Below are 19,332 nucleotides of genomic sequence, written 5' to 3' on the forward strand. Positions count from 1 at the left end.
AAAACGGTTCAGCGGTTAAACTGTCACGCTTCCGCATTAGGGTCCGGTGCTGTAATCAAAATGGATTGGCGCCAACGGAAAGCCGAGCATGAACGCACTTCTAAGTTCGTACCTGCCCATCGTCCTGTTCATCGGCGTGGCGCTGGTTGTCGGCCTGGCGCTGCTGGCCGCACCGTTTCTGGTGGCCTACCGCAATCCCGATCCTGAAAAGCTTTCCGCCTACGAGTGCGGCTTCAACTCGTTCGATGACGCCCGCATGAAATTCGACATCCGTTTCTACCTGGTGTCGATCCTGTTCATCATCTTCGATCTGGAAGTGGCCTTCCTGTTTCCTTGGGCAGTGTCGTTCTCGAAGATCGGCATGCTCGGTTTCTGGTCGATGATGGTCTTTTTGGCGGTGCTGACCATCGGCTTTGCCTATGAATGGAAAAAAGGAGCGCTGGAATGGGATTGAGCGACAGTTCCGGCACGCTCATCGCGCCGAAGCCCAAGGGCTTGATCGATCCCAACACCGGCAGGCCGGTGGGGGAGGACGATCCCTTTTTCCTCGAGATCAACAATGAGTTGGCCGACAAGGGCTTCCTCGTCACCTCCACCGAGGCGCTGATCACCTGGGCGCGCAGCGGTTCGCTGATGTTCATGACCTTCGGCCTTGCCTGCTGCGCGGTCGAGATGATCCACACCTCGATGCCGCGCTACGACTCGGAGCGGTTCGGCGTCGCTCCGCGCGCGTCTCCGCGCCAGTCCGACATCATGATCGTCGCCGGCACGCTGACCAACAAGATGGCGCCGGCGCTGCGCAAGGTCTACGACCAGATGCCGGAGCCGCGCTACGTCATCTCGATGGGCTCGTGCGCCAATGGCGGCGGCTACTATCACTATTCCTATTCGGTGGTGCGCGGCTGCGACCGCATCGTGCCGGTCGACATCTATGTGCCCGGCTGCCCGCCGAGCGCCGAAGCGCTGCTCTACGGCATTCTTCTGCTGCAGAAGAAGATCCGCCGCACCGGCACGATCGAACGGTAAATCCATGACCGCATCCCTGAGCGAACTGTCGACCTATCTCGGCGAGAAGCTGATCGGCCGCGTGAATGACGCTGATATCGCCTATGGCGAACTCACCGTCCATGTCGAGCCGCGCGATCTGGTCGAGGTGATGACCTTCCTGCGCGACGATGCGCGCTGCCAGTTCATCTCGATCATCGACGTCTGCGGCGCCGACTATCCGTCGCGGGCCAAGCGCTTCGACGTCGTCTATCACCTGTTGTCGCCGAAGCAGAACGTCCGCATCCGCGTCAAGGTGCAGGCCGACGAGGAGACGATGGTGCCGTCGATCACCGACGTCTATCCCGGCGCCGACTGGTTCGAGCGCGAGACCTACGATCTCTATGGCGTGCTGTTCTCGGGCCATCCAGACCTGCGCCGCCTGTTGACCGACTACGGTTTCGAAGGCCATCCGCTGCGCAAGGATTTCCCGCTGACCGGTTTCGTCGAAGTGCGCTACGACGACGAGGCCAAGCGCGTCATCTACGAGCCGGTCGAGCTCAAGCAGGAATTCCGCAATTTCGATTTTCTCTCGCCTTGGGAAGGGACGGATTATGTCCTGCCGGGCGATGAAAAAGCCAAGACGAATTGAGGCGCCAGAATGGCTGAAACCTCCGTCCGCAATTTCAACATCAATTTCGGCCCGCAACATCCGGCGGCGCACGGCGTTTTGCGTCTCGTGCTGGAGCTCGACGGCGAAGTCGTCGATCGCGTCGATCCGCATATCGGGCTGCTGCACCGCGGCACGGAAAAGCTGATCGAGGCCAAGACCTATCTGCAGGCGGTGCCCTATCTCGACCGGCTCGATTATTGCGCGCCGATGAACCAGGAGCATGCCTTCGCACTCGCCGCCGAGCGCCTGCTCGGCATCGACGTGCCGAAGCGCGGCCAGCTGATCCGCGTGCTCTACTGCGAAATCGGCCGCATCATGTCGCACATCCTCAATGTGACGACGCAGGCGATGGATGTCGGCGCGCTGACGCCGCCGCTGTGGGGCTTCGTCGAGCGCGAAAAGCTGATGGTGTTCTATGAGCGCGCCTCCGGCTCGCGCATGCATGCCGCCTATTTCCGTCCCGGCGGCGTCCACCAGGACCTGCCGCAGAAGCTGGTCGAGGACATCGGCAAGTGGATCGACCCGTTCCTGAAGTCGATCGACGACCTCGACGCGCTTTTGACCGGCAACCGCATCTTCAAGCAGCGCAATGTCGACATCGGCATCGTATCGCTGGCCGATGCCTGGGCCTGGGGCTTTTCCGGCGTCATGGTTCGCGGTTCGGGAGCGCCCTGGGACCTGCGCAAGTCGCAGCCCTATGAATGCTACTCGGAAATGGACTTCGACGTTCCGATCGGCAAGAACGGCGACTGCTACGACCGTTATCTCGTGCGCATGGAAGAAATGCGCCAGTCGGCGAAAATCATGCGCCAGTGCGTCGATCTTCTGCTCGGCAAGGAAAGCACCGGCCCGGTGTCCAACCTCGACGGCAAAGTCGTGCCGCCCAAGCGCCAGGCGATGAAGCGCTCGATGGAAGCGCTGATCCATCACTTCAAGCTCTACACCGAGGGCTACCGCGTCCCGGCCGGCGAGGTCTATGCCGCCGTCGAGGCGCCAAAGGGCGAGTTCGGCGTCTATCTGGTCTCCGATGGCTCCAACAAGCCCTATCGCTGCAAGCTGCGCGCTCCCGGCTTCGCGCATCTGCAGGCCATGGATTTCCTCTGCCGCGGCCACATGCTGGCAGACGTCACCGCCGTTCTCGGCTCCCTCGACATCGTGTTTGGTGAGGTCGATCGCTAAATGTCAGTCCGCCGTCTCGCAGAAGCCAGCGTCCAGCCAGCATCCTTCGCCTTCAACCGGGCGAACGCGGCAGCGGCGAAGCAATGGATCAAGAAGTACCCGAAGGGCCGCGAACAGTCGGCGATCATCCCGCTTTTGATGCTGGCGCAGGAGCAGGAAGGCTGGGTCACGAAGGCGGCGATCGAGACGATTTCGGACATGCTCGGCATGCCTCGGATCCGTGGCCTCGAAGTCGCGACCTTCTACACACAGTACCAGTTGAACCCGGTGGGCACGCGCGCGCACATCCAGGTCTGCGGCACCACGCCCTGCATGCTGCGCGGCTCGGAAGCGCTGATGGATGTGTGCCGCTCCAAGATCCATCACGACCAGTTCCACACCAACGACAAGGGCACCTTGTCGTGGGAAGAGGTCGAATGCCTCGGCGCCTGCGTCAACGCGCCGATGGTGATGATCTTCAAGGATACGTTCGAGGATCTGACGCCGGAACGGCTTGCCGAGATCATCGATCTCTACGAGTCCGGCAAGGGTGCCTCGGTGGCCCCGGGACCGCAGAACGGCCGCACCGGCTCGGAGCCGGCCTCTGGCCTGACGACGCTTAAGAGCGAAAAGGCGATCCTCAAGTCGACCCGGGACAAGGAAGCCAAGGCAGCCACCAAGGCCGCCAAGGACGCGGCACCAGCGGCGGCCACCGCTCCGGCCGCAACCGCACCGGCGGCGCCTTCGAATGCCGGCAAGCCAAGGACCGATGCCCCGGAAACCAGCCCGGCCTTGAAGACGCCGTCAAAGACCAAGGTCGCGCCAGCGGCTGAAAAGGCGGCGAGTGTGGCCGCACCGCTGCATTCGGCCGCCAATGCCAACACGGCCGCTCCGGAGGTCGAGCAGGTCTCCAAGCAGCGCAATGGTCCCAAGACCAAGGCCGAGCCTGCCGCTGCCTACAAGGCACCGGAAACCAAGGCGCCGGCCGCGAAGGCTGCCGCCAAGCCGTCGCTGGAAGACAAGAACCGCCCGGCCGGCATCGCCAAGCCGGCGCTGGTCGACGATCTCAAGCTGATTTCCGGCGTAGGCCCGAAGATCGAGGGCGTCCTGCATACGCTGGGCATCTTCACCTTCGCGCAGGTCGCGTCGTGGAAGAAGGCCGAGCGCGAGTGGGTGGACGGCTACCTCTCCTTCCAAGGCCGTATCGAGCGCGACGACTGGGTCAAGCAGGCCAAGGCGCTCGCCAAGGGCGGTGTCGCCGAATACATCCGCGTCTTCGGCAAGAAGCCGGTCTGAGGGACGAAAAATGCTCCAGGACAAAGACCGTATCTTCACCAACATCTACGGCCTCTTCGACAAGTCGCTGGCCGGCGCGATGGCGCGCGGTGCCTGGGACAACACGCCCGGCATCGTTGCCAAGGGGCGCGACTGGATCGTCAACGAGATGAAGGCGTCAGGCCTGCGCGGACGCGGCGGCGCCGGCTTCCCGACCGGCCTGAAATGGTCGTTCATGCCCAAGCAGAGCGACGGCCGGCCGAGCTACCTCGTCATCAATGCCGACGAATCCGAGCCTGGCACCTGTAAGGACCGCGACATCCTGCGCAATGATCCGCACACGCTGGTCGAGGGTGCGCTGCTCGCCGGTTTCGCCATGGGCGCGATTGCCGCCTACATCTACGTGCGCGGCGAGTTCATCCGCGAGCGCGAGGCACTGCAGCGGGCCATCGACGAGGCTTACGAAGCCAAGCTGATCGGCAAGAACAACACGTCCGGCTACGATTTCGACATCTACATGCATCACGGCGCCGGCGCCTATATCTGCGGCGAGGAGACGGCGCTGCTCGAAAGCCTGGAAGGCAAGAAGGGCCAGCCCCGGCTGAAGCCGCCATTCCCGGCCAATGTCGGCCTCTATGGCTGCCCGACTACCGTCAACAATGTCGAATCGATCGCGGTGGCGCCGACCATCCTGCGTCGCGGTGCTGCCTGGTTCTCGTCTTTCGGCCGGCCGAACAATGTCGGCACCAAGCTGTTCTGCGTCTCCGGTCATGTCAACAACCCGTGCACGGTCGAAGAGGCGATGTCGATCCCGTTCCGCGAGCTGATCGAGACGCATTGCGGCGGAATTCGCGGCGGCTGGGACAATCTGCTCGCGGTCATTCCGGGTGGTGCCTCGGTGCCGCTGGTGCCGGCCGAGCAGATCATCGACACGCCGATGGATTTCGACGCGCTGCGCGACCTCAAGTCCGGCCTCGGCACGGCGGCTGTCATCGTCATGGACAAGTCGACCGATGTCGTGAAGGCGATCGCGCGGCTTTCCTACTTCTACAAGCATGAGAGCTGCGGCCAATGCACGCCGTGCCGCGAAGGCACTGGCTGGATGTGGCGGGTGATGGAACGGCTGGTGCGCGGTGAGGCGCAGAAGCGTGAGATCGACATGCTGCTCGATGTCACCAAGCAGGTTGAAGGCCACACGATCTGCGCGCTGGGCGACGCGGCGGCATGGCCGATCCAGGGCCTGATGCGGCATTTCCGCGGCGAGGTGGAGCGGCGCATCGACGAGTTTTCGCGCAACGCGCATCGGGCCGAGCCGGTGATGGTGGCGGCGGAATAGAAGAATTTGTGAATGCGGGCGAAAGCCCGAAGCGAGAAAGCCAGGGCGGGCGAACGAACAAACGACCAGGAGATATCTATGGCGCCGTATTCGACACCCCACCCTTTGATGCCCAATTTGGACCAGCTCGAGAAGATGAACCAGGATCTGACTAGGATGATGCCGAAGGAGATGGCGAGCGCCGTCAACCTTCTCGCGCACCCTGTCGCTGGTGTAGCGGCCATGTCGGCGCTCGGCATTGGGCTCGCCAACCACGCTTTCGGTGTCTGGATGGGCGCGCTTTCGGGCGCGGCCGAAGCCTCGCAGCGGCTGCTGCAGCCGATCGTCGACGACTTCGAGGCGCGCACCGAGCGCTTGTCGGAGATGGAAAGAAGCGCCTCCAAGGCGCGCGCGGCGACCAAGACCTTGATCGCCGAAGCCCAGTCCTTCGCGCAGGATGTGACCGACATGGTTGCCAGGGAGGCAGCCGACACAGTGCCAGCCGTCGATGCCGGCCCGACAGCGGGCGCGGTTCCGGCCAGCTTGATGCCGGAGGATTTCAGGCAGCCCAAGGCCATGGACAAGCCGGCGAAACCGTCGGACCTCAAGGCGATATCGGGCATCGGCCCGAAGCTGGAGACGGTGCTGAACGGTCTCGGCATCTGGACGTATGCCCAGATCGCGGCATGGACGCAGGAAGAGGTTGCCTGGGTCGAGGACTATCTGTCGCTCTCAGGCCGCATCGGCCGCGACGATTGGACTGCCCAAGCGGCGGCGCTCGCCGTCAAGAAGTGAATGAAATGCGGGACGCGGTTTCGATCGCGCCCGGAAAAAGAGATTGCGGGAAATCCGCAGGGGTTTGAGGCGAATGGCAAAGCTCAAGGTCGACGGGAAAGAGATCACTGTACCCGACCACTATACGCTGCTGCAGGCGGCCGAGGACGCAGGCGCGGAAGTGCCGCGCTTCTGCTTCCATGAGCGGCTGTCGATCGCCGGCAACTGCCGCATGTGCCTGATCGAGGTGAAGGGCGGGCCGCCCAAGCCGCAGGCATCCTGCGCCATGGGCGTGCGCGACCTGCGTCCCGGCCCGAACGGCGAGCCGCCGGAAATCTTCACCAACACGCCGATGGTCAAGAAGGCCCGCGAAGGCGTGATGGAATTCCTGCTCATCAACCATCCGCTGGATTGCCCGATCTGCGACCAGGGCGGCGAGTGCGACCTGCAGGACCAGGCGATGGCCTTCGGCGTCGATTCCTCGCGCTATCACGAGAACAAGCGCGCGGTCGAAGACAAGTATATCGGCCCGCTGGTCAAGACGGTGATGAACCGCTGCATCCATTGCACGCGCTGCGTCCGCTTCACCACCGAGGTCGCCGGCATCTCCGAGCTCGGCCTGATCGGCCGTGGCGAGGATGCCGAGATCACAACCTATCTCGAACAGGCGATGACCTCGGAGCTGCAGGGCAACGTCATCGACCTTTGCCCCGTCGGCGCGCTGACCTCGAAGCCCTTCGCTTTCCAGGCGCGGCCGTGGGAGCTGACCAAGACCGAATCCATCGACGTGATGGACGCCGTCGGTTCGGCGATCCGCGTCGACAGCAGAGGCCGCGAAGTGATGCGCATCCTGCCGCGCGTCAACGAGCAGGTGAACGAGGAGTGGATCTCCGACAAGACCCGCTTCATCTGGGACGGACTGCGCACGCAGCGCCTCGACCGCCCCTATGTGCGCAAGGATGGCAAGCTGGTTCCCGCGAGCTGGGCCGAGGCTTTTGCCGCGATAAAGGACGCGGTGTCGAAGGCGGCACCCGACAAGATCGGCGCCATTTCAGGCGATCTCGCCGCGGTCGAGGAAATCTATGCGCTGAAGCTGCTGATGGCTTCGCTTGGTTCGAAGAACACCGACTGTCGCCAGGATGGCGCGGCGCTCGATCCGTCGCTCGGCCGGGCCAGCTACATCTTCAACCCGACCATCGAAGGCATCGAGCAGGCCGACGCAGTGCTGATCATCGGCGCCAATCCGCGTTATGAAGCCTCCGTGCTCAATGCCCGCATCCGCAAGCGCTGGCGGGTCGGCAACCTGCCGGTTGGCGTCATCGGCGATATCGGCGACACGCGCTACGAGTATGAACAGCTGGGTGCCGGGCCGGATTCGCTCAAGGATCTGGCCGACGGCAATGGCAAGTTCTTCCAGACGTTGAAGAAGGCGACGCATCCGCTGATCATCGTCGGCCAGGGCGCGTTGGCGCGCGCCGATGGCGCCGCCGTGCTCGGCCAGGCGGCGAGACTCGCCGGCGCCGTCAACGCCGCACGGGCGGACTGGAACGGCTTCGCCGTGCTGCACAACGCGGCTGGACGCGTCGGCGGTCTTGATCTCGGCTTCGTGCCGGGCGAGGGCGGCAAGAGCGTTGCCGGCATGCTGGGCGAGATGGACGTGCTGTTCCTGCTCGGCGCCGACGAGATCGACATGGGCAAGACCGGCGGCGCCTTCGTCGTCTATATCGGCACCCATGGCGACGCCGGCGCGCATCGCGCCAATGTTATCCTGCCGGGCGCTGCCTACACCGAAAAGTCGGGCACCTATGTCAACACGGAAGGGCGCGTGCAACAGACCAATCGCGCCGGCTTCGCACCCGGCGATGCTCGCGAGGACTGGGCGATCCTCAGGGCGCTGTCGGATGTTCTGGGCAAGAAATTGCCGTTCGATTCGCTGCCGCAGCTGCGCGCCAAGCTCTACGGCGAGTATCCGCATCTGGCCCGCATCGATCAGGTCGCGGCCGGTAACGCCGAGGACATCGCCAGGGTGGCGAAGCTCGGCGGGCGGCTGAACAAGGGCACGTTCACCTCGCCGGTGAAGGATTTCTACCTGACCAACCCGATCGCGCGGGCATCGGCCGTGATGGCGGAATGCTCGGCGCTGGCCAAGAGCGGCTTCAAGCAGGCGGCGGAATAAGCATGGATACTTTCTTCTCCTTTTACGTGCTGCCGGCGCTCCTGATCCTTCTCAAGTCGGTCGTGCTGATCGTCGTGCTGCTGGTCTTCGTCGCCTACATCCTCTACGCCGACCGCAAGATATGGGCGGCGGTGCAACTGCGCCGCGGTCCCAACGTCGTCGGTCCCTGGGGCACGCTGCAAGCTTTCGCCGACCTGCTGAAGTTCGTCTTCAAGGAACCGATCATCCCGTCCGGCGCCAACAAGGGCGTCTTCCTGCTGGCACCGCTGGTGTCCGCGGTGCTGGCGATCTCGGCCTGGGCGGTCATTCCGGTCAGTCAGGGCTGGGCGATCGCCAACATCAATGTCGGCATCCTCTATGTCTTCGCCATCTCCTCGCTCGAGGTCTATGGCGTGATCATGGGCGGCTGGGCGTCCAATTCAAAATATCCATTCCTCGGCGCGCTGCGTTCCGCGGCGCAGATGGTGTCCTACGAAGTCTCGATCGGCTTCGTCATCGTCACGGTTCTGCTCACCGCCGGCTCGCTCAACCTGTCCGACATCGTGCTGTCGCAGCATGACGGGCTTGGCACGCGACTTGGCCTGCCCAACACCTTCCTCGACTGGAACTGGCTGTCGCTGTTCCCGATGTTCATCATCTTCTTCATCTCGGCGCTGGCCGAGACGAACCGGCCGCCTTTCGACCTGGTCGAAGCCGAATCGGAACTGGTCGCCGGCCACATGGTCGAATATTCATCGACGCCGTTCCTGCTGTTCTTCCTCGGCGAATATGTCGCCATCGTGCTGATGTGCGCGCTGGCCACCATCCTGTTCCTCGGCGGCTGGCTGCCGCCCTTCGACTTCGCGCCGTTCACCTGGGTGCCCGGCGTCATCTGGTTCGTGCTGAAGGTATGCTTCGTGTTCTTCGGCATTTCCATGGTGAAGGCGTTCGTGCCGCGCTATCGCTACGACCAGCTGATGCGGCTCGGCTGGAAAGTGTTCCTGCCGATCTCGCTGTTCATGGTGGTCGCCACCGCAGCCTTCCTCAAGATCACGGGGTTTGCGTGATGTCCGCTCTGTCCCAAGCCGCAAAATCGCTGCTGCTGCAGGATTTCGTCAGCGCCTTCTTCCTGTCGATGCGCCAGTTCTTCGCGCCGAAGGAGACGATCAACTATCCGCACGAGAAGGGTCCGACCAGCCCGCGCTTCCGTGGCGAGCACGCGCTGCGCCGCTATCCCAATGGCGAAGAGCGCTGCATTGCCTGCAAATTGTGCGAGGCGATCTGCCCCGCACAGGCGATCACCATCGAGGCCGGTCCGCGCCGCAATGACGGCACCCGCCGCACGGTGCGCTACGACATCGACATGGTGAAGTGCATCTATTGCGGCTTCTGCCAGGAAGCCTGCCCGGTCGACGCCATCGTCGAAGGGCCGAATTTCGAATTCGCGACGGAGACGCGCGAGGAACTCTACTACGACAAGGACAAGCTGTTGGCGAATGGCGACCGGTGGGAGCGCGAACTGGCGCGCAACATCTCGCTGGACTCGCCGTATCGCTGATATTTGACGCATGGACGGGGCGAGGGGCCTCGTCTAAGGACAACGCGGCTTGGAACCCCGAGGCGGGACCAGGCCAAAGAAGCGGACAGGGTGAGAGCCCGTCCGGACAGGAACCCGGGGGAACCCCATGTTGAGTGGACTAGAGGCGGCCTTTTTCTACCTCTTCGCCTTTATCGCGGTGGCGTCGGCGTTCATGGTCATTTCGTCGCGCAACCCCGTGCATTCGGTGCTGTTCCTGATCCTGACCTTCTTCAACGCCGCCGGCCTGTTCATGCTGACGGGCGCCGAGTTCCTGGCGATGATCCTGCTCGTCGTCTATGTCGGCGCGGTGATGGTGCTGTTCCTGTTCGTCGTCATGATGCTCGACGTCGATTTCGCTGAACTGAAGAGCGGTGCCCTGCAATACGCGCCGATCGGCGCGCTGGTCGGGCTTATCCTGGCGGCGGAGCTGATTGTCGTGCTCGGCGGCTATACATTCGCGCCGCAGCTCGCCTCGACGGTCTCGAAACCCATCCCGGATCTCGCAACGCGTTCGAACACGGCCGCACTCGGCGATATCCTCTATACGGACTACCTCTACTACTTCCAGATTTCGGGCCTCATCCTGCTGGTCGCCATGATCGGCGCCATTGTGCTGACGCTGCGCCACAAGGAAGGGGTCAAGCGGCAGTCGATCGCAGCCCAGGTCGGCCGTACGCCGGCGACCGGCATGGAAATCCGCAAGGTCAAGACGGGCGAGGGACTCTGAGATGGTTGTCGGCATCGCGCATTATCTGACCGTATCGGCGATCCTGTTCACGCTCGGCGTGTTCGGTATCTTCCTCAACCGCAAGAACGTCATCGTCATCCTGATGTCGATCGAGCTGATCCTGCTTGCGGTCAACATCAACTTCGTCGCCTTCTCGGCCTCGCTCGGCGATCTGGTCGGCCAGGTGTTCGCGCTGTTCGTGCTGACGGTCGCGGCGGCCGAGGCTGCCATCGGACTTGCCATTCTCGTCGTCTTCTTCCGCAACCGCGGCTCGATCGCGGTCGAAGACGTGAACATGATGAAGGGTTGACGGAACCACCATGTATCAGGCCATCGTCTTCCTTCCACTGCTTGGCTTCCTGATCGTCGGCCTGTTCGGCACGTCGCTCGGCGCCAAGGCGTCCGAATACATTACCTCCGGTTTCCTGGTGATCGGGGCGGTGCTGTCGTGGATCGCTTTCTTCAGCGTCGGCTTCGGCCATGGCGAGGTGTTCACCGTGCCGGTGATGCGCTGGATCCAGTCCGGCGGGCTCGAAGCATCTTGGGCGCTCAGGATCGACACGCTGACGGTGGTGATGCTGGTGGTGGTCAACACCGTGTCGGCGCTGGTTCACATCTATTCGATCGGCTACATGCACCACGATCCGAACCGGCCGCGCTTCTTCGCCTATCTGTCGCTGTTCACCTTCGCCATGCTGATGCTGGTGACGGCTGACAATCTGGTGCAGATGTTCTTCGGCTGGGAAGGGGTGGGCCTCGCCTCCTACCTGCTGATCGGTTTCTGGTATAAGAAGCCGTCGGCCAATGCCGCCGCCATCAAGGCCTTCGTCGTCAACCGCGTCGGCGATTTCGGCTTCGCGCTTGGCATCTTCGGCCTCTTCGTGCTGTTCGGCTCGGTCAACCTCGGAACCATCTTCGCCAATGCGGCGACGTTCATCCCCGCCGAAGGCGCCCCGCAGGGCGCTGCCGTGCTGACCTTCCTCGGCCATGCGCTGGACAAGCAGGCGGCAATGACCGTTGTCTGCCTGCTGCTGTTCATGGGCGCGATGGGCAAGTCGGCGCAGGTGCCGCTGCACACCTGGCTGCCGGACGCCATGGAGGGCCCGACGCCGGTGTCCGCGCTGATCCATGCCGCCACCATGGTGACGGCCGGCGTGTTCATGCTGGCGCGCCTGTCACCGCTGTTCGAGCTGTCGCATTCGGCGCTGACGGTCGTGACCTTCATCGGCGCCTTCACCGCCTTCTTCGCCGCGACCGTCGGTCTCGTCCAGAACGACATCAAGCGCGTCATCGCCTATTCGACCTGCTCGCAGCTCGGCTACATGTTCGTGGCGCTCGGGGTCGGCGCCTATGGCGCCGCGATCTTCCACCTGTTCACGCATGCCTTCTTCAAGGCGCTGCTGTTCCTCGGCTCGGGCTCGGTGATCCATGCCGTCTCCGACGAGCAGGACATGCGCAAGATGGGCGGCCTGCGGAAGCTGATCCCGACCACCTACTGGATGATGGTGATCGGCACGCTGGCGCTGACTGGCGTCGGCATTCCGGTGACGGTCATCGGCACCGCCGGCTTCTTCTCCAAGGATGCCATCATCGAGAGCGCCTTTGCCGGCCACAATTCGGTTGCCGGCCTCGCCTTCGTGGCCCTGGTCATCGCCGCCTGCTTCACCTCCTTCTATTCCTGGCGGCTGATCTTCATGACCTTCCACGGCGAGCCGCGGGCGAGCCACGAGGTGATGCACCACGTTCATGAATCGCCGCCGGTGATGCTGGTGCCGCTGTTTATCCTGGCCGCCGGCGCGCTGTTTGCTGGCATCATTTTCCACGGCGCCTTCATCGGCGAGGGCTATGCGGAGTTCTGGAAGGCGTCGCTGTTCACTCTGCCGGACAACCACATCCTGCACGAGATCGAAGAACTGCCGCTGTGGGTCGAGCTGTCGCCCTTCATCGCCATGCTGATCGGCTTCGCGCTGGCCTGGAAGTTCTACATCCGCTCGCCGGAAATGCCGGTGAACCTCGCGGCGCAGCATCGCGGGCTCTACGCTTTCCTGCTCAACAAATGGTATTTCGACGAGCTCTACGACTTCCTGTTCGTGCGGCCCGCCAAGCGCCTCGGCCATTTCCTGTGGAAGACCGGCGATGGCACTGTCATTGACGGTCTTGGTCCGGATGGCATTTCGGCACGTGTCGTCGATGTCACCAACCGCGTCGTCAAGCTGCAGACCGGCTACCTTTATCACTATGCCTTCGCCATGCTGATCGGCGTTGCCGCACTCGTCACCTGGATGATGCTCTGATGACCGCCTGGCCAATCCTCTCGCTGGTCACCTTCCTGCCGCTGGTTGGTGTGCTGCTCATCCTGTTCATCAATGATGACAGCGAAAACGCGCGCCGCAACATCCGCGCCATCGCACTGTTGACGACGACGTTCACGTTCATCATCTCGCTGTTCATCTGGACCGGCTTCGACAATTCGCAGTCCGGCTTCCAGTTCGTCGAGAAGGTCGCCTGGCTCGATTCCGGCATCTCCTATCACATGGGCGTCGACGGCATTTCCATGCTGTTCGTCATCCTGACGACGTTCCTGATGCCGCTCTGCATCCTGGCGTCGTGGGAATCGATCGAGAAGCGCGTCAAGGCCTACATGATCGCGTTCCTGCTGCTCGAGACGCTGATGATCGGCGTGTTCTGCGCGCTGGATATCGTGCTGTTCTACGTCTTCTTCGAAGCCGGCCTGATCCCGATGTTCATCATCATCGGCGTCTGGGGTGGCAAGCGGCGCGTCTACGCCTCGTTCAAGTTCTTCCTCTATACGCTGGCCGGCTCGGTGCTGATGCTGCTCGCCATCATGGCGATGTTCTATCAGTCCGGGACGACGGACATTCCGACGCTGTTGACGCACAACTTCCCGGCCAACATGCAGACCTGGCTGTGGCTCGCCTTCTTCGCCTCCTTCGCGGTGAAGATGCCGATGTGGCCGGTGCACACCTGGCTGCCCGACGCGCACGTCGAGGCGCCGACCGCCGGTTCGGTCATCCTGGCCGCCATCCTCTTGAAGATGGGCGGGTATGGCTTCCTGCGCTTCTCGCTGCCGATGTTTCCGCTGGCTTCCGAAATGTTCGCGCCGCTGGTCTTCGCGCTGTCGATCGTCGCCATCATCTACACCTCGCTGGTGGCGCTGATGCAGGAGGACATGAAGAAGCTGATCGCCTATTCGTCGGTGGCCCATATGGGCTTCGTCACGATGGGCATCTTCGCGATGAACCAGGAAGGCGTGCAGGGCGCGATCTTCCAGATGCTCAGCCACGGCCTCGTCTCCGGGGCGCTGTTCCTATGCGTCGGGGTCATCTATGACCGCATGCATACGCGTGAGATCGCCGCCTATGGTGGCTTGGTCAACAACATGCCGAAATACGCCACCGTGTTCCTGATCTTCACCATGGCCAATGTCGGTCTGCCCGGCACCAGCGGCTTCATCGGCGAGTTCCTGACCATGCTCGGCGTGTTCCGGGTCAACACCTGGGTGGCGTTCTTCGCCGCCACCGGCGTCATCCTGTCGGCCGCCTACGCGTTGTGGCTCTATCGCCGGGTGATCTTCGGCGCCTTGACCAAGGACAGCCTGAAGGGCCTGCTTGACCTGTCGACGCGCGAGAAGGTCATCATCTATCCGCTGGTCGTGCTGGTCATCTTCTTCGGCGTCTATCCCGCACCGGTCTTCGACGCGACGGCCGAATCGGTCAAGTCGCTCGTCACCAATGTCACTGCATCCATCGGCGCCGCGCAGACCGCGGCGGCGAACTGACCAGGGGTTTTGCGAACCATGACGCCGGACCTTCTCTCCAGCCTGTCGCTTTCGACGCCAGAGCTGATCCTTGCCATCGGCGCGCTGGCGCTGCTGATGGTCGGTGCCTATTCGCGCGCCAACACCGCCAACACCGTGACCGGCCTTGCCGTCGCCGTGCTGGTGATCGCTGGCGCCTGGCTGATCTTTTCCACGGGGCAGGGCAGTGCCTATGGCAACGCCTTCATCCAGGATTCCTTCGCCCGTTTCATGAAGGTGCTGGCGCTGATCGGCTCGGCTGTGACGCTGGTCATGTCGATGCGCTTTGCCAAGTCGGAGCATTTCGACAAGTTCGAATATCCGGTGCTGATCCTGCTCTGCACGCTCGGCATGATGCTGATGATCTCGGCCAACGGCATGATCGGGCTCTATCTCGGCCTCGAACTGCAGTCGCTGGCGATCTATGTGCTGGCGGCGATCAATCGCGACAATCTGCGTTCGACCGAGGCCGGCCTGAAGTATTTCGTTCTCGGCGCGCTGTCGTCGGGCATGCTGCTCTATGGCATCAGCCTGATCTATGGTTACACCGGCAACACCGGTTTCCAGGAGATCGCCACGGCGCTGGGCAGCGGCGAGCGCCAGCTTGGTCTCGTCTTCGGCCTCGTCTTCGTGCTGGCCGGCCTTGCCTTCAAGATCTCGGCGGTGCCGTTCCATATGTGGACGCCCGACGTCTATGAGGGCGCGCCGACGCCGGTGACGGCCTTCCTGGCGGCGGCACCCAAGATGGCGGCGATGGCACTGATGGTGCGCGTCACCATGGGTGCGTTCAAGCCGATCGCCGCCGACTGGCAGCAGATCATCGTCTTCATTTCGATCGCCTCGATGGCGCTCGGCGCATTCGCCGCCATCGGCCAGACCAACATCAAGCGGCTGATGGCCTATTCCTCCATCGGCCACATGGGCTACGCGCTGGTCGGTCTTGCCGCCAACAGTCAGGCCGGCGTGCGTGGCGTTGCCATCTACATGCTGATCTACCTGGTGATGACGCTCGGCACCTTCGCCTTCATCCTGGCCATGCGGCGCAAGGAAGGCAATGTCGAGCAGATCAGCGATCTGGCCGGCCTGTCGTCGACCAATCCGATCATGGCGACGATCCTCACCGTCCTGATGTTCTCGCTGGCCGGCATTCCGCCGCTCGCCGGCTTCTGGGGGAAATGGTACGTGTTCCTCGCCGCCATCAACGCTCATCTCTACGCGCTTGCGATCATTGGCGTGCTGGCCTCCGTGGTGGGCGCCTACTACTATCTGCGCATCATCAAGATCATGTGGTTTGACGAACCGGTCGGCGGCTTCGTGCCGATGGCCAGTGAACTGCGCCTCGTGCTCGGCGTCTCCGGCGCCTTCGTGCTGTTCTATGTGCTGATCGGCGGTCCGATCGGCACCTATGCCGAAGCCGCCGCCAAGACCTTTTTCTAGCCGGCATGGGATTTCGGCTGGCTCCTACCTCGGCGTCGGAAGGGTTCCGGCTCGAGGCGCATGACAGCGTCGGCTCCACCAATGCGCTGGCGCTGGACCACGCAAGGGCGGGCGACTCGGGCAAATTGTGGGTCGTTTCCAAGAGGCAGGAAAGCGGGCGCGGCCGCCGCGGCCGCGTGTGGGCGACGCCCGAAGGCAATCTGGCGGCGACGCTGCTTGTCATCACCAGTGCCGAGCTTCGCCTTGCCGCGACGCTCGGCTTTGTCGCCGGCCTGGCGCTTGCCGATGCGCTCGACGCCGTCGTCCCGAAGGGCCGGATCGCCATCGGCCTCGATGGTGCAAGCGCGGGCAAAAACCGGTTCGAGCTGAAATGGCCGAATGACGTGCTTGCCTCGGGCGCCAAGCTGGCCGGCATCCTGCTGGAATCGGCGATACTGGAAGGCGGCCGCTTCGCGGTGGCGGTCGGCATCGGCGTCAATGTGGTGGCTTATCCCGAGGATTTGCCTTATCCCGCGACTTCGCTCAATGCATTGGGCGCGACATGCGATGCCGAAACGCTGTTCCTGGCGCTATCGGATGCCTGGAGCGAGAATGCCAGGCTGTGGGATGAGGGGCGCGGACTTGCCGCTGTCAGGCGACGCTGGCTGGCTCGCGCAGCGGGGCTCGGCGGCGAGGTTGCTGTCAGAATTGACGGTAATGTGGTGCGTGGGGTGTTTGAAACCATTGACGAGGACTGCCGTTTCGTGATCCGCGACGATGAAGGTTCGGTTCTGACGATCGCCGCCGGCGACGTGCATTTCGGCGCGGTCGCGTCTGCCCGGATCTAACGGGCTTGGCCTGAGGGCCAGGAAGGAAAAAATCATGGCGAAAGCGGAAAACGCCGAACTCGTCTTCGTGCCGCTCGGCGGCGTCGGCGAGATCGGTATGAACTTCGCTCTCTACGGCTACGGTCCGCCGAGCGCGCGCGAGTGGATCGTCATCGATGTCGGCGTGACCTTTCCCGATGCCAGCCTGCCTGGCGTCGACCTGGTGCTGCCCGACACGCGTTTCATCGAAGAGAATCTCGCCAATCTGCGCGGCATCATCATCACCCATGCGCACGAAGACCACTATGGCGCGTTGCTCGACACCTGGCCGAAGCTGAAGGCGCCGGTGTGGATGACGCCGTTCAGCGCCGGCTTGCTGGAAGCCAAGCGGCAAGGCGAGCATGGCGCGCCGAAAATCCCGCTGACGATCTATCGGGCAGGGGAGAAATTCACCGTCGGCCCCTTCGAGATCGAAGCCATTCCGGTCGCGCACTCGATCCCCGAGCCGATGTCGCTGGCGATCACCACGCCTGCCGGCACCGTCATCCATACCGGCGACTGGAAGATCGATCCCGAACCGACGATCGGTCCGAAGACCGACGAGGCGCGCTTCCGCGCCTATGGCGACAAGGGCGTCCTGGCGCTGATCTGCGATTCGACCAATGCGATGAGGGAAGGCGAGTCGCCTTCGGAAGTGGCCGTCGGCGAAGGCCTCAAGGGCGTCATTCAGGCCGCCAAGGGCCGTGTCGCCGTCACCACATTCTCCTCCAATGTCGGGCGCATTGTCTCCATTGCCAAGGCGGCGCGCGATGCTGGCCGCCAGTGCCTGGTGCTTGGCCGCTCGCTGAAGCGGGTCATCGATGTGGCCGACGAGCTCGGCTACATGGACGGGCTGCCGGAGTTCATCGCCGAAGAGGATTTCGGCTTCGTCCCGCGCGAAAACCTCGTCATCATCTGCACCGGCAGCCAGGGCGAGCCGCTGGCGGCCCTTGCCAAGCTGTCACGCGACGAGATGAAATCGGTGTCGCTGACGGCTGGCGACACGGTGGTGTTTTCCTCGCGCACCATTCCCGGCAACGAGAAAGCGATCCTCGAGATCAAGAACCGCCTGATCGATCTCGGCATCAAGATCATCGAGGATGGCGACGCATTGGTGCATGTCTCCGGCCATCCGCGCCGCAGCGAATTGCGCAAGATGTATGAGTGGGTGCGGCCGCAGATCGGCGTGCCGGTGCATGGCGAAGCGGCGCATCTGGTGGCGCAGGGGTCGCTGATGTCGACCTCAGGCATAGGCCAGGTGGCGCAAGTGCGCGACGGCGACATGCTGAGGCTTGCCCCTGGCCCTGCCACCATCATCGACCAGGTGCCGTTCGGCCGCATCTACAAGGACGGCAGGCTGATCGGCACCGACCAGGCGATGGGCATTCGCGACCGGCGCAAGCTCTCCTTCGCCGGCCATGTCGCGGTCAATGTCGTGCTCGACGAGAAGTACGAGCTCGCCGGCGATCCCGATCTGGTGGCCATTGGCGTTGCCGAGGCCGACGCCGGCGGCGAGACGCTCGAGGACCTGATGATCGATGCGGCAATCGGCGCGGTGGACTCTATCCCCCGTCAGCGCCGAAAAGACCTCGACCTCGTGCAGGAAGCCGTACGGCGCGCGGTGCGCGGTGCGGCCAACGAAGCCTGGGGCAAGAAACCACTGGTGACGGTGTTCGTCACGAGGTGAGGAAGAGGGAGTAGGCCCTGCTCCTCCCCTGACTTTCCACGGAGCACCCTATGCTCGGACGCCTGAATCATGTCGCGCTTGCCGTGCCGGACCTGGCCGCGGCGGTTGCCGCCTATCGCAATACGCTCGGTGCCGAAGTCACCGAGCCGCAGGCGCTGCCGGAGCACGGCGTCACCGTGGTTTTCGTCAATGTCGGCAACACCAAGATCGAACTTCTCGAGCCGTTGGGCGAGGGCTCGCCGATCGCCGCCTTCCTCGACAAGAACCCTTCCGGCGGCATGCATCATCTTTGCTATGAGGTCGCCGATATCCTGGCCGCGCGCGACCAGCTCAAGGCTTCCGGCGCCCGCGTGCTGGGCGACGGCAACCCGAAGACCGGCGCCCATGGCAAGCCGGTGTTGTTCCTGCACCCGAAGGATTTCTTCGGCACGCTGATCGAACTGGAGCAATCATGAGCTGGGTTTCGTTCACCGCGCTGTTCTTCGCGACCTGGTGGGTGGTGCTGTTTGCCGTGCTGCCGTTCAGCATCAGGACGCAGGATGAGGATCATGACGTGACGCTGGGCACGGTTCCAAGCGCGCCGCGCGGCCCCCATATGCTGCGCGCCGTGGTGCGCACCACCATCGCCACGGCGGTTCTGATGGGCATTTTCTACGGCCTGACTCATGGGCTGGGATACAGCCTCAACGACATCCCGCACATCGTGCCGGACTTCGGCCAGACTCCAGCAAAATAGGCCGTCTGACGACGGCATTTCTGGTATGGTGGAACCGAGGGCGTCGCTCCGGGACGCTGTACCGTTCTTCCGGTTCGACGGGTGCTGACGCAGGGTAAAGTGGTTTGGCAACTCGTTGCGCTAAGCAGGTGATTGCACAAAAAAAATGCAAGGCACAAGGCCTTGCAATT

General features: G+C 63.2%; 19 protein-coding genes. All 19 read left to right on the forward strand.

Annotation, left to right across the window (positions count from 1 at the left end; translation table 11 throughout):
• The first annotated feature begins 88 nt into the window (after positions 1–88).
• The 19 genes from AC56QP_RS31325 (at position 89) to AC56QP_RS31415 (ending at position 19,162) form a co-directional block, all read left to right on the forward strand.
• Positions 89–454 carry an NADH-quinone oxidoreductase subunit A gene (locus tag AC56QP_RS31325; RefSeq protein WP_010910112.1) on the forward strand — a complete coding sequence of 122 codons (366 nt, stop codon included), beginning with the start codon at positions 89–91 and terminating at the stop codon, positions 452–454.
• Positions 445–1,026, forward strand: a complete 582-nt coding sequence (locus AC56QP_RS31330) for a NuoB/complex I 20 kDa subunit family protein (protein WP_227346756.1) — start codon at positions 445–447, stop codon at positions 1,024–1,026. The genes AC56QP_RS31325 and AC56QP_RS31330 overlap by 10 nt, the downstream gene beginning before the upstream one ends.
• Positions 1,027–1,030: 4 nt before the next feature.
• Positions 1,031–1,636: an NADH-quinone oxidoreductase subunit C gene (locus tag AC56QP_RS31335; protein ID WP_091575556.1), complete on the forward strand. Its 606-nt coding sequence runs from the start codon at positions 1,031–1,033 to the stop codon at positions 1,634–1,636.
• Positions 1,637–1,645: 9 nt separating this feature from the next.
• The gene (locus AC56QP_RS31340; protein ID WP_489861986.1) at positions 1,646–2,836 is read left to right on the forward strand and encodes an NADH-quinone oxidoreductase subunit D; all 1,191 of its coding nucleotides are present in this window, start codon (positions 1,646–1,648) and stop codon (positions 2,834–2,836) included.
• Positions 2,837–4,111: an NADH-quinone oxidoreductase subunit E gene (locus tag AC56QP_RS31345; RefSeq protein ID WP_497100930.1), complete on the forward strand. Its 1,275-nt coding sequence runs from the start codon at positions 2,837–2,839 to the stop codon at positions 4,109–4,111.
• Positions 4,112–4,121: 10 nt separating this feature from the next.
• Positions 4,122–5,426, forward strand: coding sequence for an NADH-quinone oxidoreductase subunit NuoF (gene nuoF, locus AC56QP_RS31350; RefSeq protein ID WP_091575553.1), 1,305 nt, complete (start codon positions 4,122–4,124; stop codon positions 5,424–5,426).
• A 78-nt stretch (positions 5,427–5,504) separates the two neighbouring features.
• Entirely contained in the window at positions 5,505–6,200 is a 696-nt protein-coding gene (locus AC56QP_RS31355) for a helix-hairpin-helix domain-containing protein (RefSeq protein WP_489861984.1), read from the forward strand.
• Between the two features lie 73 nt (positions 6,201–6,273).
• Positions 6,274–8,355: an NADH-quinone oxidoreductase subunit NuoG gene (gene nuoG, locus AC56QP_RS31360; protein WP_489861983.1), complete on the forward strand. Its 2,082-nt coding sequence runs from the start codon at positions 6,274–6,276 to the stop codon at positions 8,353–8,355.
• A gap of 2 nt (positions 8,356–8,357) precedes the next feature.
• The gene (nuoH, locus tag AC56QP_RS31365) at positions 8,358–9,401 is read left to right on the forward strand and encodes an NADH-quinone oxidoreductase subunit NuoH (protein ID WP_256751247.1); all 1,044 of its coding nucleotides are present in this window, start codon (positions 8,358–8,360) and stop codon (positions 9,399–9,401) included.
• A complete protein-coding gene (gene nuoI / locus AC56QP_RS31370; protein ID WP_023812382.1) occupies positions 9,401–9,892 on the forward strand; it encodes an NADH-quinone oxidoreductase subunit NuoI in 492 nt (163 codons plus the stop codon). The genes nuoH and nuoI overlap by 1 nt, the downstream gene beginning before the upstream one ends.
• A gap of 127 nt (positions 9,893–10,019) precedes the next feature.
• On the forward strand, positions 10,020–10,640 hold the full coding sequence (locus tag AC56QP_RS31375; RefSeq protein ID WP_091575550.1) for an NADH-quinone oxidoreductase subunit J: 621 nt from the start codon (positions 10,020–10,022) through the stop codon (positions 10,638–10,640).
• 1 nt (position 10,641) lies between these two features.
• Entirely contained in the window at positions 10,642–10,950 is a 309-nt protein-coding gene (gene nuoK / locus AC56QP_RS31380) for an NADH-quinone oxidoreductase subunit NuoK (RefSeq protein ID WP_091575549.1), read from the forward strand.
• Positions 10,951–10,960: 10 nt separating this feature from the next.
• A complete protein-coding gene (gene nuoL, locus AC56QP_RS31385; protein WP_489861982.1) occupies positions 10,961–12,934 on the forward strand; it encodes an NADH-quinone oxidoreductase subunit L in 1,974 nt (657 codons plus the stop codon).
• Positions 12,934–14,439, forward strand: coding sequence for an NADH-quinone oxidoreductase subunit M (locus AC56QP_RS31390; protein WP_489861981.1), 1,506 nt, complete (start codon positions 12,934–12,936; stop codon positions 14,437–14,439). The genes nuoL and AC56QP_RS31390 overlap by 1 nt, the downstream gene beginning before the upstream one ends.
• An 18-nt stretch (positions 14,440–14,457) precedes the next feature.
• Positions 14,458–15,894, forward strand: coding sequence for an NADH-quinone oxidoreductase subunit NuoN (gene nuoN / locus AC56QP_RS31395; protein WP_489861980.1), 1,437 nt, complete (start codon positions 14,458–14,460; stop codon positions 15,892–15,894).
• Positions 15,895–15,899: 5 nt separating this feature from the next.
• Entirely contained in the window at positions 15,900–16,721 is an 822-nt protein-coding gene (locus AC56QP_RS31400; protein WP_489861979.1) for a biotin--[acetyl-CoA-carboxylase] ligase, read from the forward strand.
• A gap of 34 nt (positions 16,722–16,755) precedes the next feature.
• Positions 16,756–18,426: a ribonuclease J gene (locus tag AC56QP_RS31405; RefSeq protein ID WP_489861978.1), complete on the forward strand. Its 1,671-nt coding sequence runs from the start codon at positions 16,756–16,758 to the stop codon at positions 18,424–18,426.
• Positions 18,427–18,476: 50 nt separating this feature from the next.
• Positions 18,477–18,881, forward strand: a complete 405-nt coding sequence (gene mce, locus AC56QP_RS31410) for a methylmalonyl-CoA epimerase (protein ID WP_489861977.1) — start codon at positions 18,477–18,479, stop codon at positions 18,879–18,881.
• Complete coding sequence (locus AC56QP_RS31415; RefSeq protein WP_489861976.1) at positions 18,878–19,162, forward strand: DUF1467 family protein; 285 nt, start codon at positions 18,878–18,880, stop codon at positions 19,160–19,162. Before mce ends, AC56QP_RS31415 begins: the two co-directional genes overlap by 4 nt.
• The last annotated feature ends 170 nt before the right edge of the window (positions 19,163–19,332 follow it).

It is taken from the genome of Mesorhizobium sp. RCAM 05104 (genome assembly GCF_059683645.1).

What these genes read in the sequence shown, in the direction of transcription:
- AC56QP_RS31325 (WP_010910112.1), top strand. Translation starts at nt 89, where the DNA reads ATGAACGCACTTCTAAGTTCGTACCTGCCCATCGTCCTGTTCATCGGC.
- AC56QP_RS31330 (WP_227346756.1), top strand. Translation starts at nt 445, where the DNA reads ATGGGATTGAGCGACAGTTCCGGCACGCTCATCGCGCCGAAGCCCAAG.
- AC56QP_RS31335 (WP_091575556.1), top strand. Translation starts at nt 1,031, where the DNA reads ATGACCGCATCCCTGAGCGAACTGTCGACCTATCTCGGCGAGAAGCTG.
- AC56QP_RS31340 (WP_489861986.1), top strand. Translation starts at nt 1,646, where the DNA reads ATGGCTGAAACCTCCGTCCGCAATTTCAACATCAATTTCGGCCCGCAA.
- AC56QP_RS31345 (WP_497100930.1), top strand. Translation starts at nt 2,837, where the DNA reads ATGTCAGTCCGCCGTCTCGCAGAAGCCAGCGTCCAGCCAGCATCCTTC.
- nuoF (WP_091575553.1), top strand. Translation starts at nt 4,122, where the DNA reads ATGCTCCAGGACAAAGACCGTATCTTCACCAACATCTACGGCCTCTTC.
- AC56QP_RS31355 (WP_489861984.1), top strand. Translation starts at nt 5,505, where the DNA reads ATGGCGCCGTATTCGACACCCCACCCTTTGATGCCCAATTTGGACCAG.
- nuoG (WP_489861983.1), top strand. Translation starts at nt 6,274, where the DNA reads ATGGCAAAGCTCAAGGTCGACGGGAAAGAGATCACTGTACCCGACCAC.
- nuoH (WP_256751247.1), top strand. Translation starts at nt 8,358, where the DNA reads ATGGATACTTTCTTCTCCTTTTACGTGCTGCCGGCGCTCCTGATCCTT.
- nuoI (WP_023812382.1), top strand. Translation starts at nt 9,401, where the DNA reads ATGTCCGCTCTGTCCCAAGCCGCAAAATCGCTGCTGCTGCAGGATTTC.
- AC56QP_RS31375 (WP_091575550.1), top strand. Translation starts at nt 10,020, where the DNA reads ATGTTGAGTGGACTAGAGGCGGCCTTTTTCTACCTCTTCGCCTTTATC.
- nuoK (WP_091575549.1), top strand. Translation starts at nt 10,642, where the DNA reads ATGGTTGTCGGCATCGCGCATTATCTGACCGTATCGGCGATCCTGTTC.
- nuoL (WP_489861982.1), top strand. Translation starts at nt 10,961, where the DNA reads ATGTATCAGGCCATCGTCTTCCTTCCACTGCTTGGCTTCCTGATCGTC.
- AC56QP_RS31390 (WP_489861981.1), top strand. Translation starts at nt 12,934, where the DNA reads ATGACCGCCTGGCCAATCCTCTCGCTGGTCACCTTCCTGCCGCTGGTT.
- nuoN (WP_489861980.1), top strand. Translation starts at nt 14,458, where the DNA reads ATGACGCCGGACCTTCTCTCCAGCCTGTCGCTTTCGACGCCAGAGCTG.
- AC56QP_RS31400 (WP_489861979.1), top strand. Translation starts at nt 15,900, where the DNA reads ATGGGATTTCGGCTGGCTCCTACCTCGGCGTCGGAAGGGTTCCGGCTC.
- AC56QP_RS31405 (WP_489861978.1), top strand. Translation starts at nt 16,756, where the DNA reads ATGGCGAAAGCGGAAAACGCCGAACTCGTCTTCGTGCCGCTCGGCGGC.
- mce (WP_489861977.1), top strand. Translation starts at nt 18,477, where the DNA reads ATGCTCGGACGCCTGAATCATGTCGCGCTTGCCGTGCCGGACCTGGCC.
- AC56QP_RS31415 (WP_489861976.1), top strand. Translation starts at nt 18,878, where the DNA reads ATGAGCTGGGTTTCGTTCACCGCGCTGTTCTTCGCGACCTGGTGGGTG.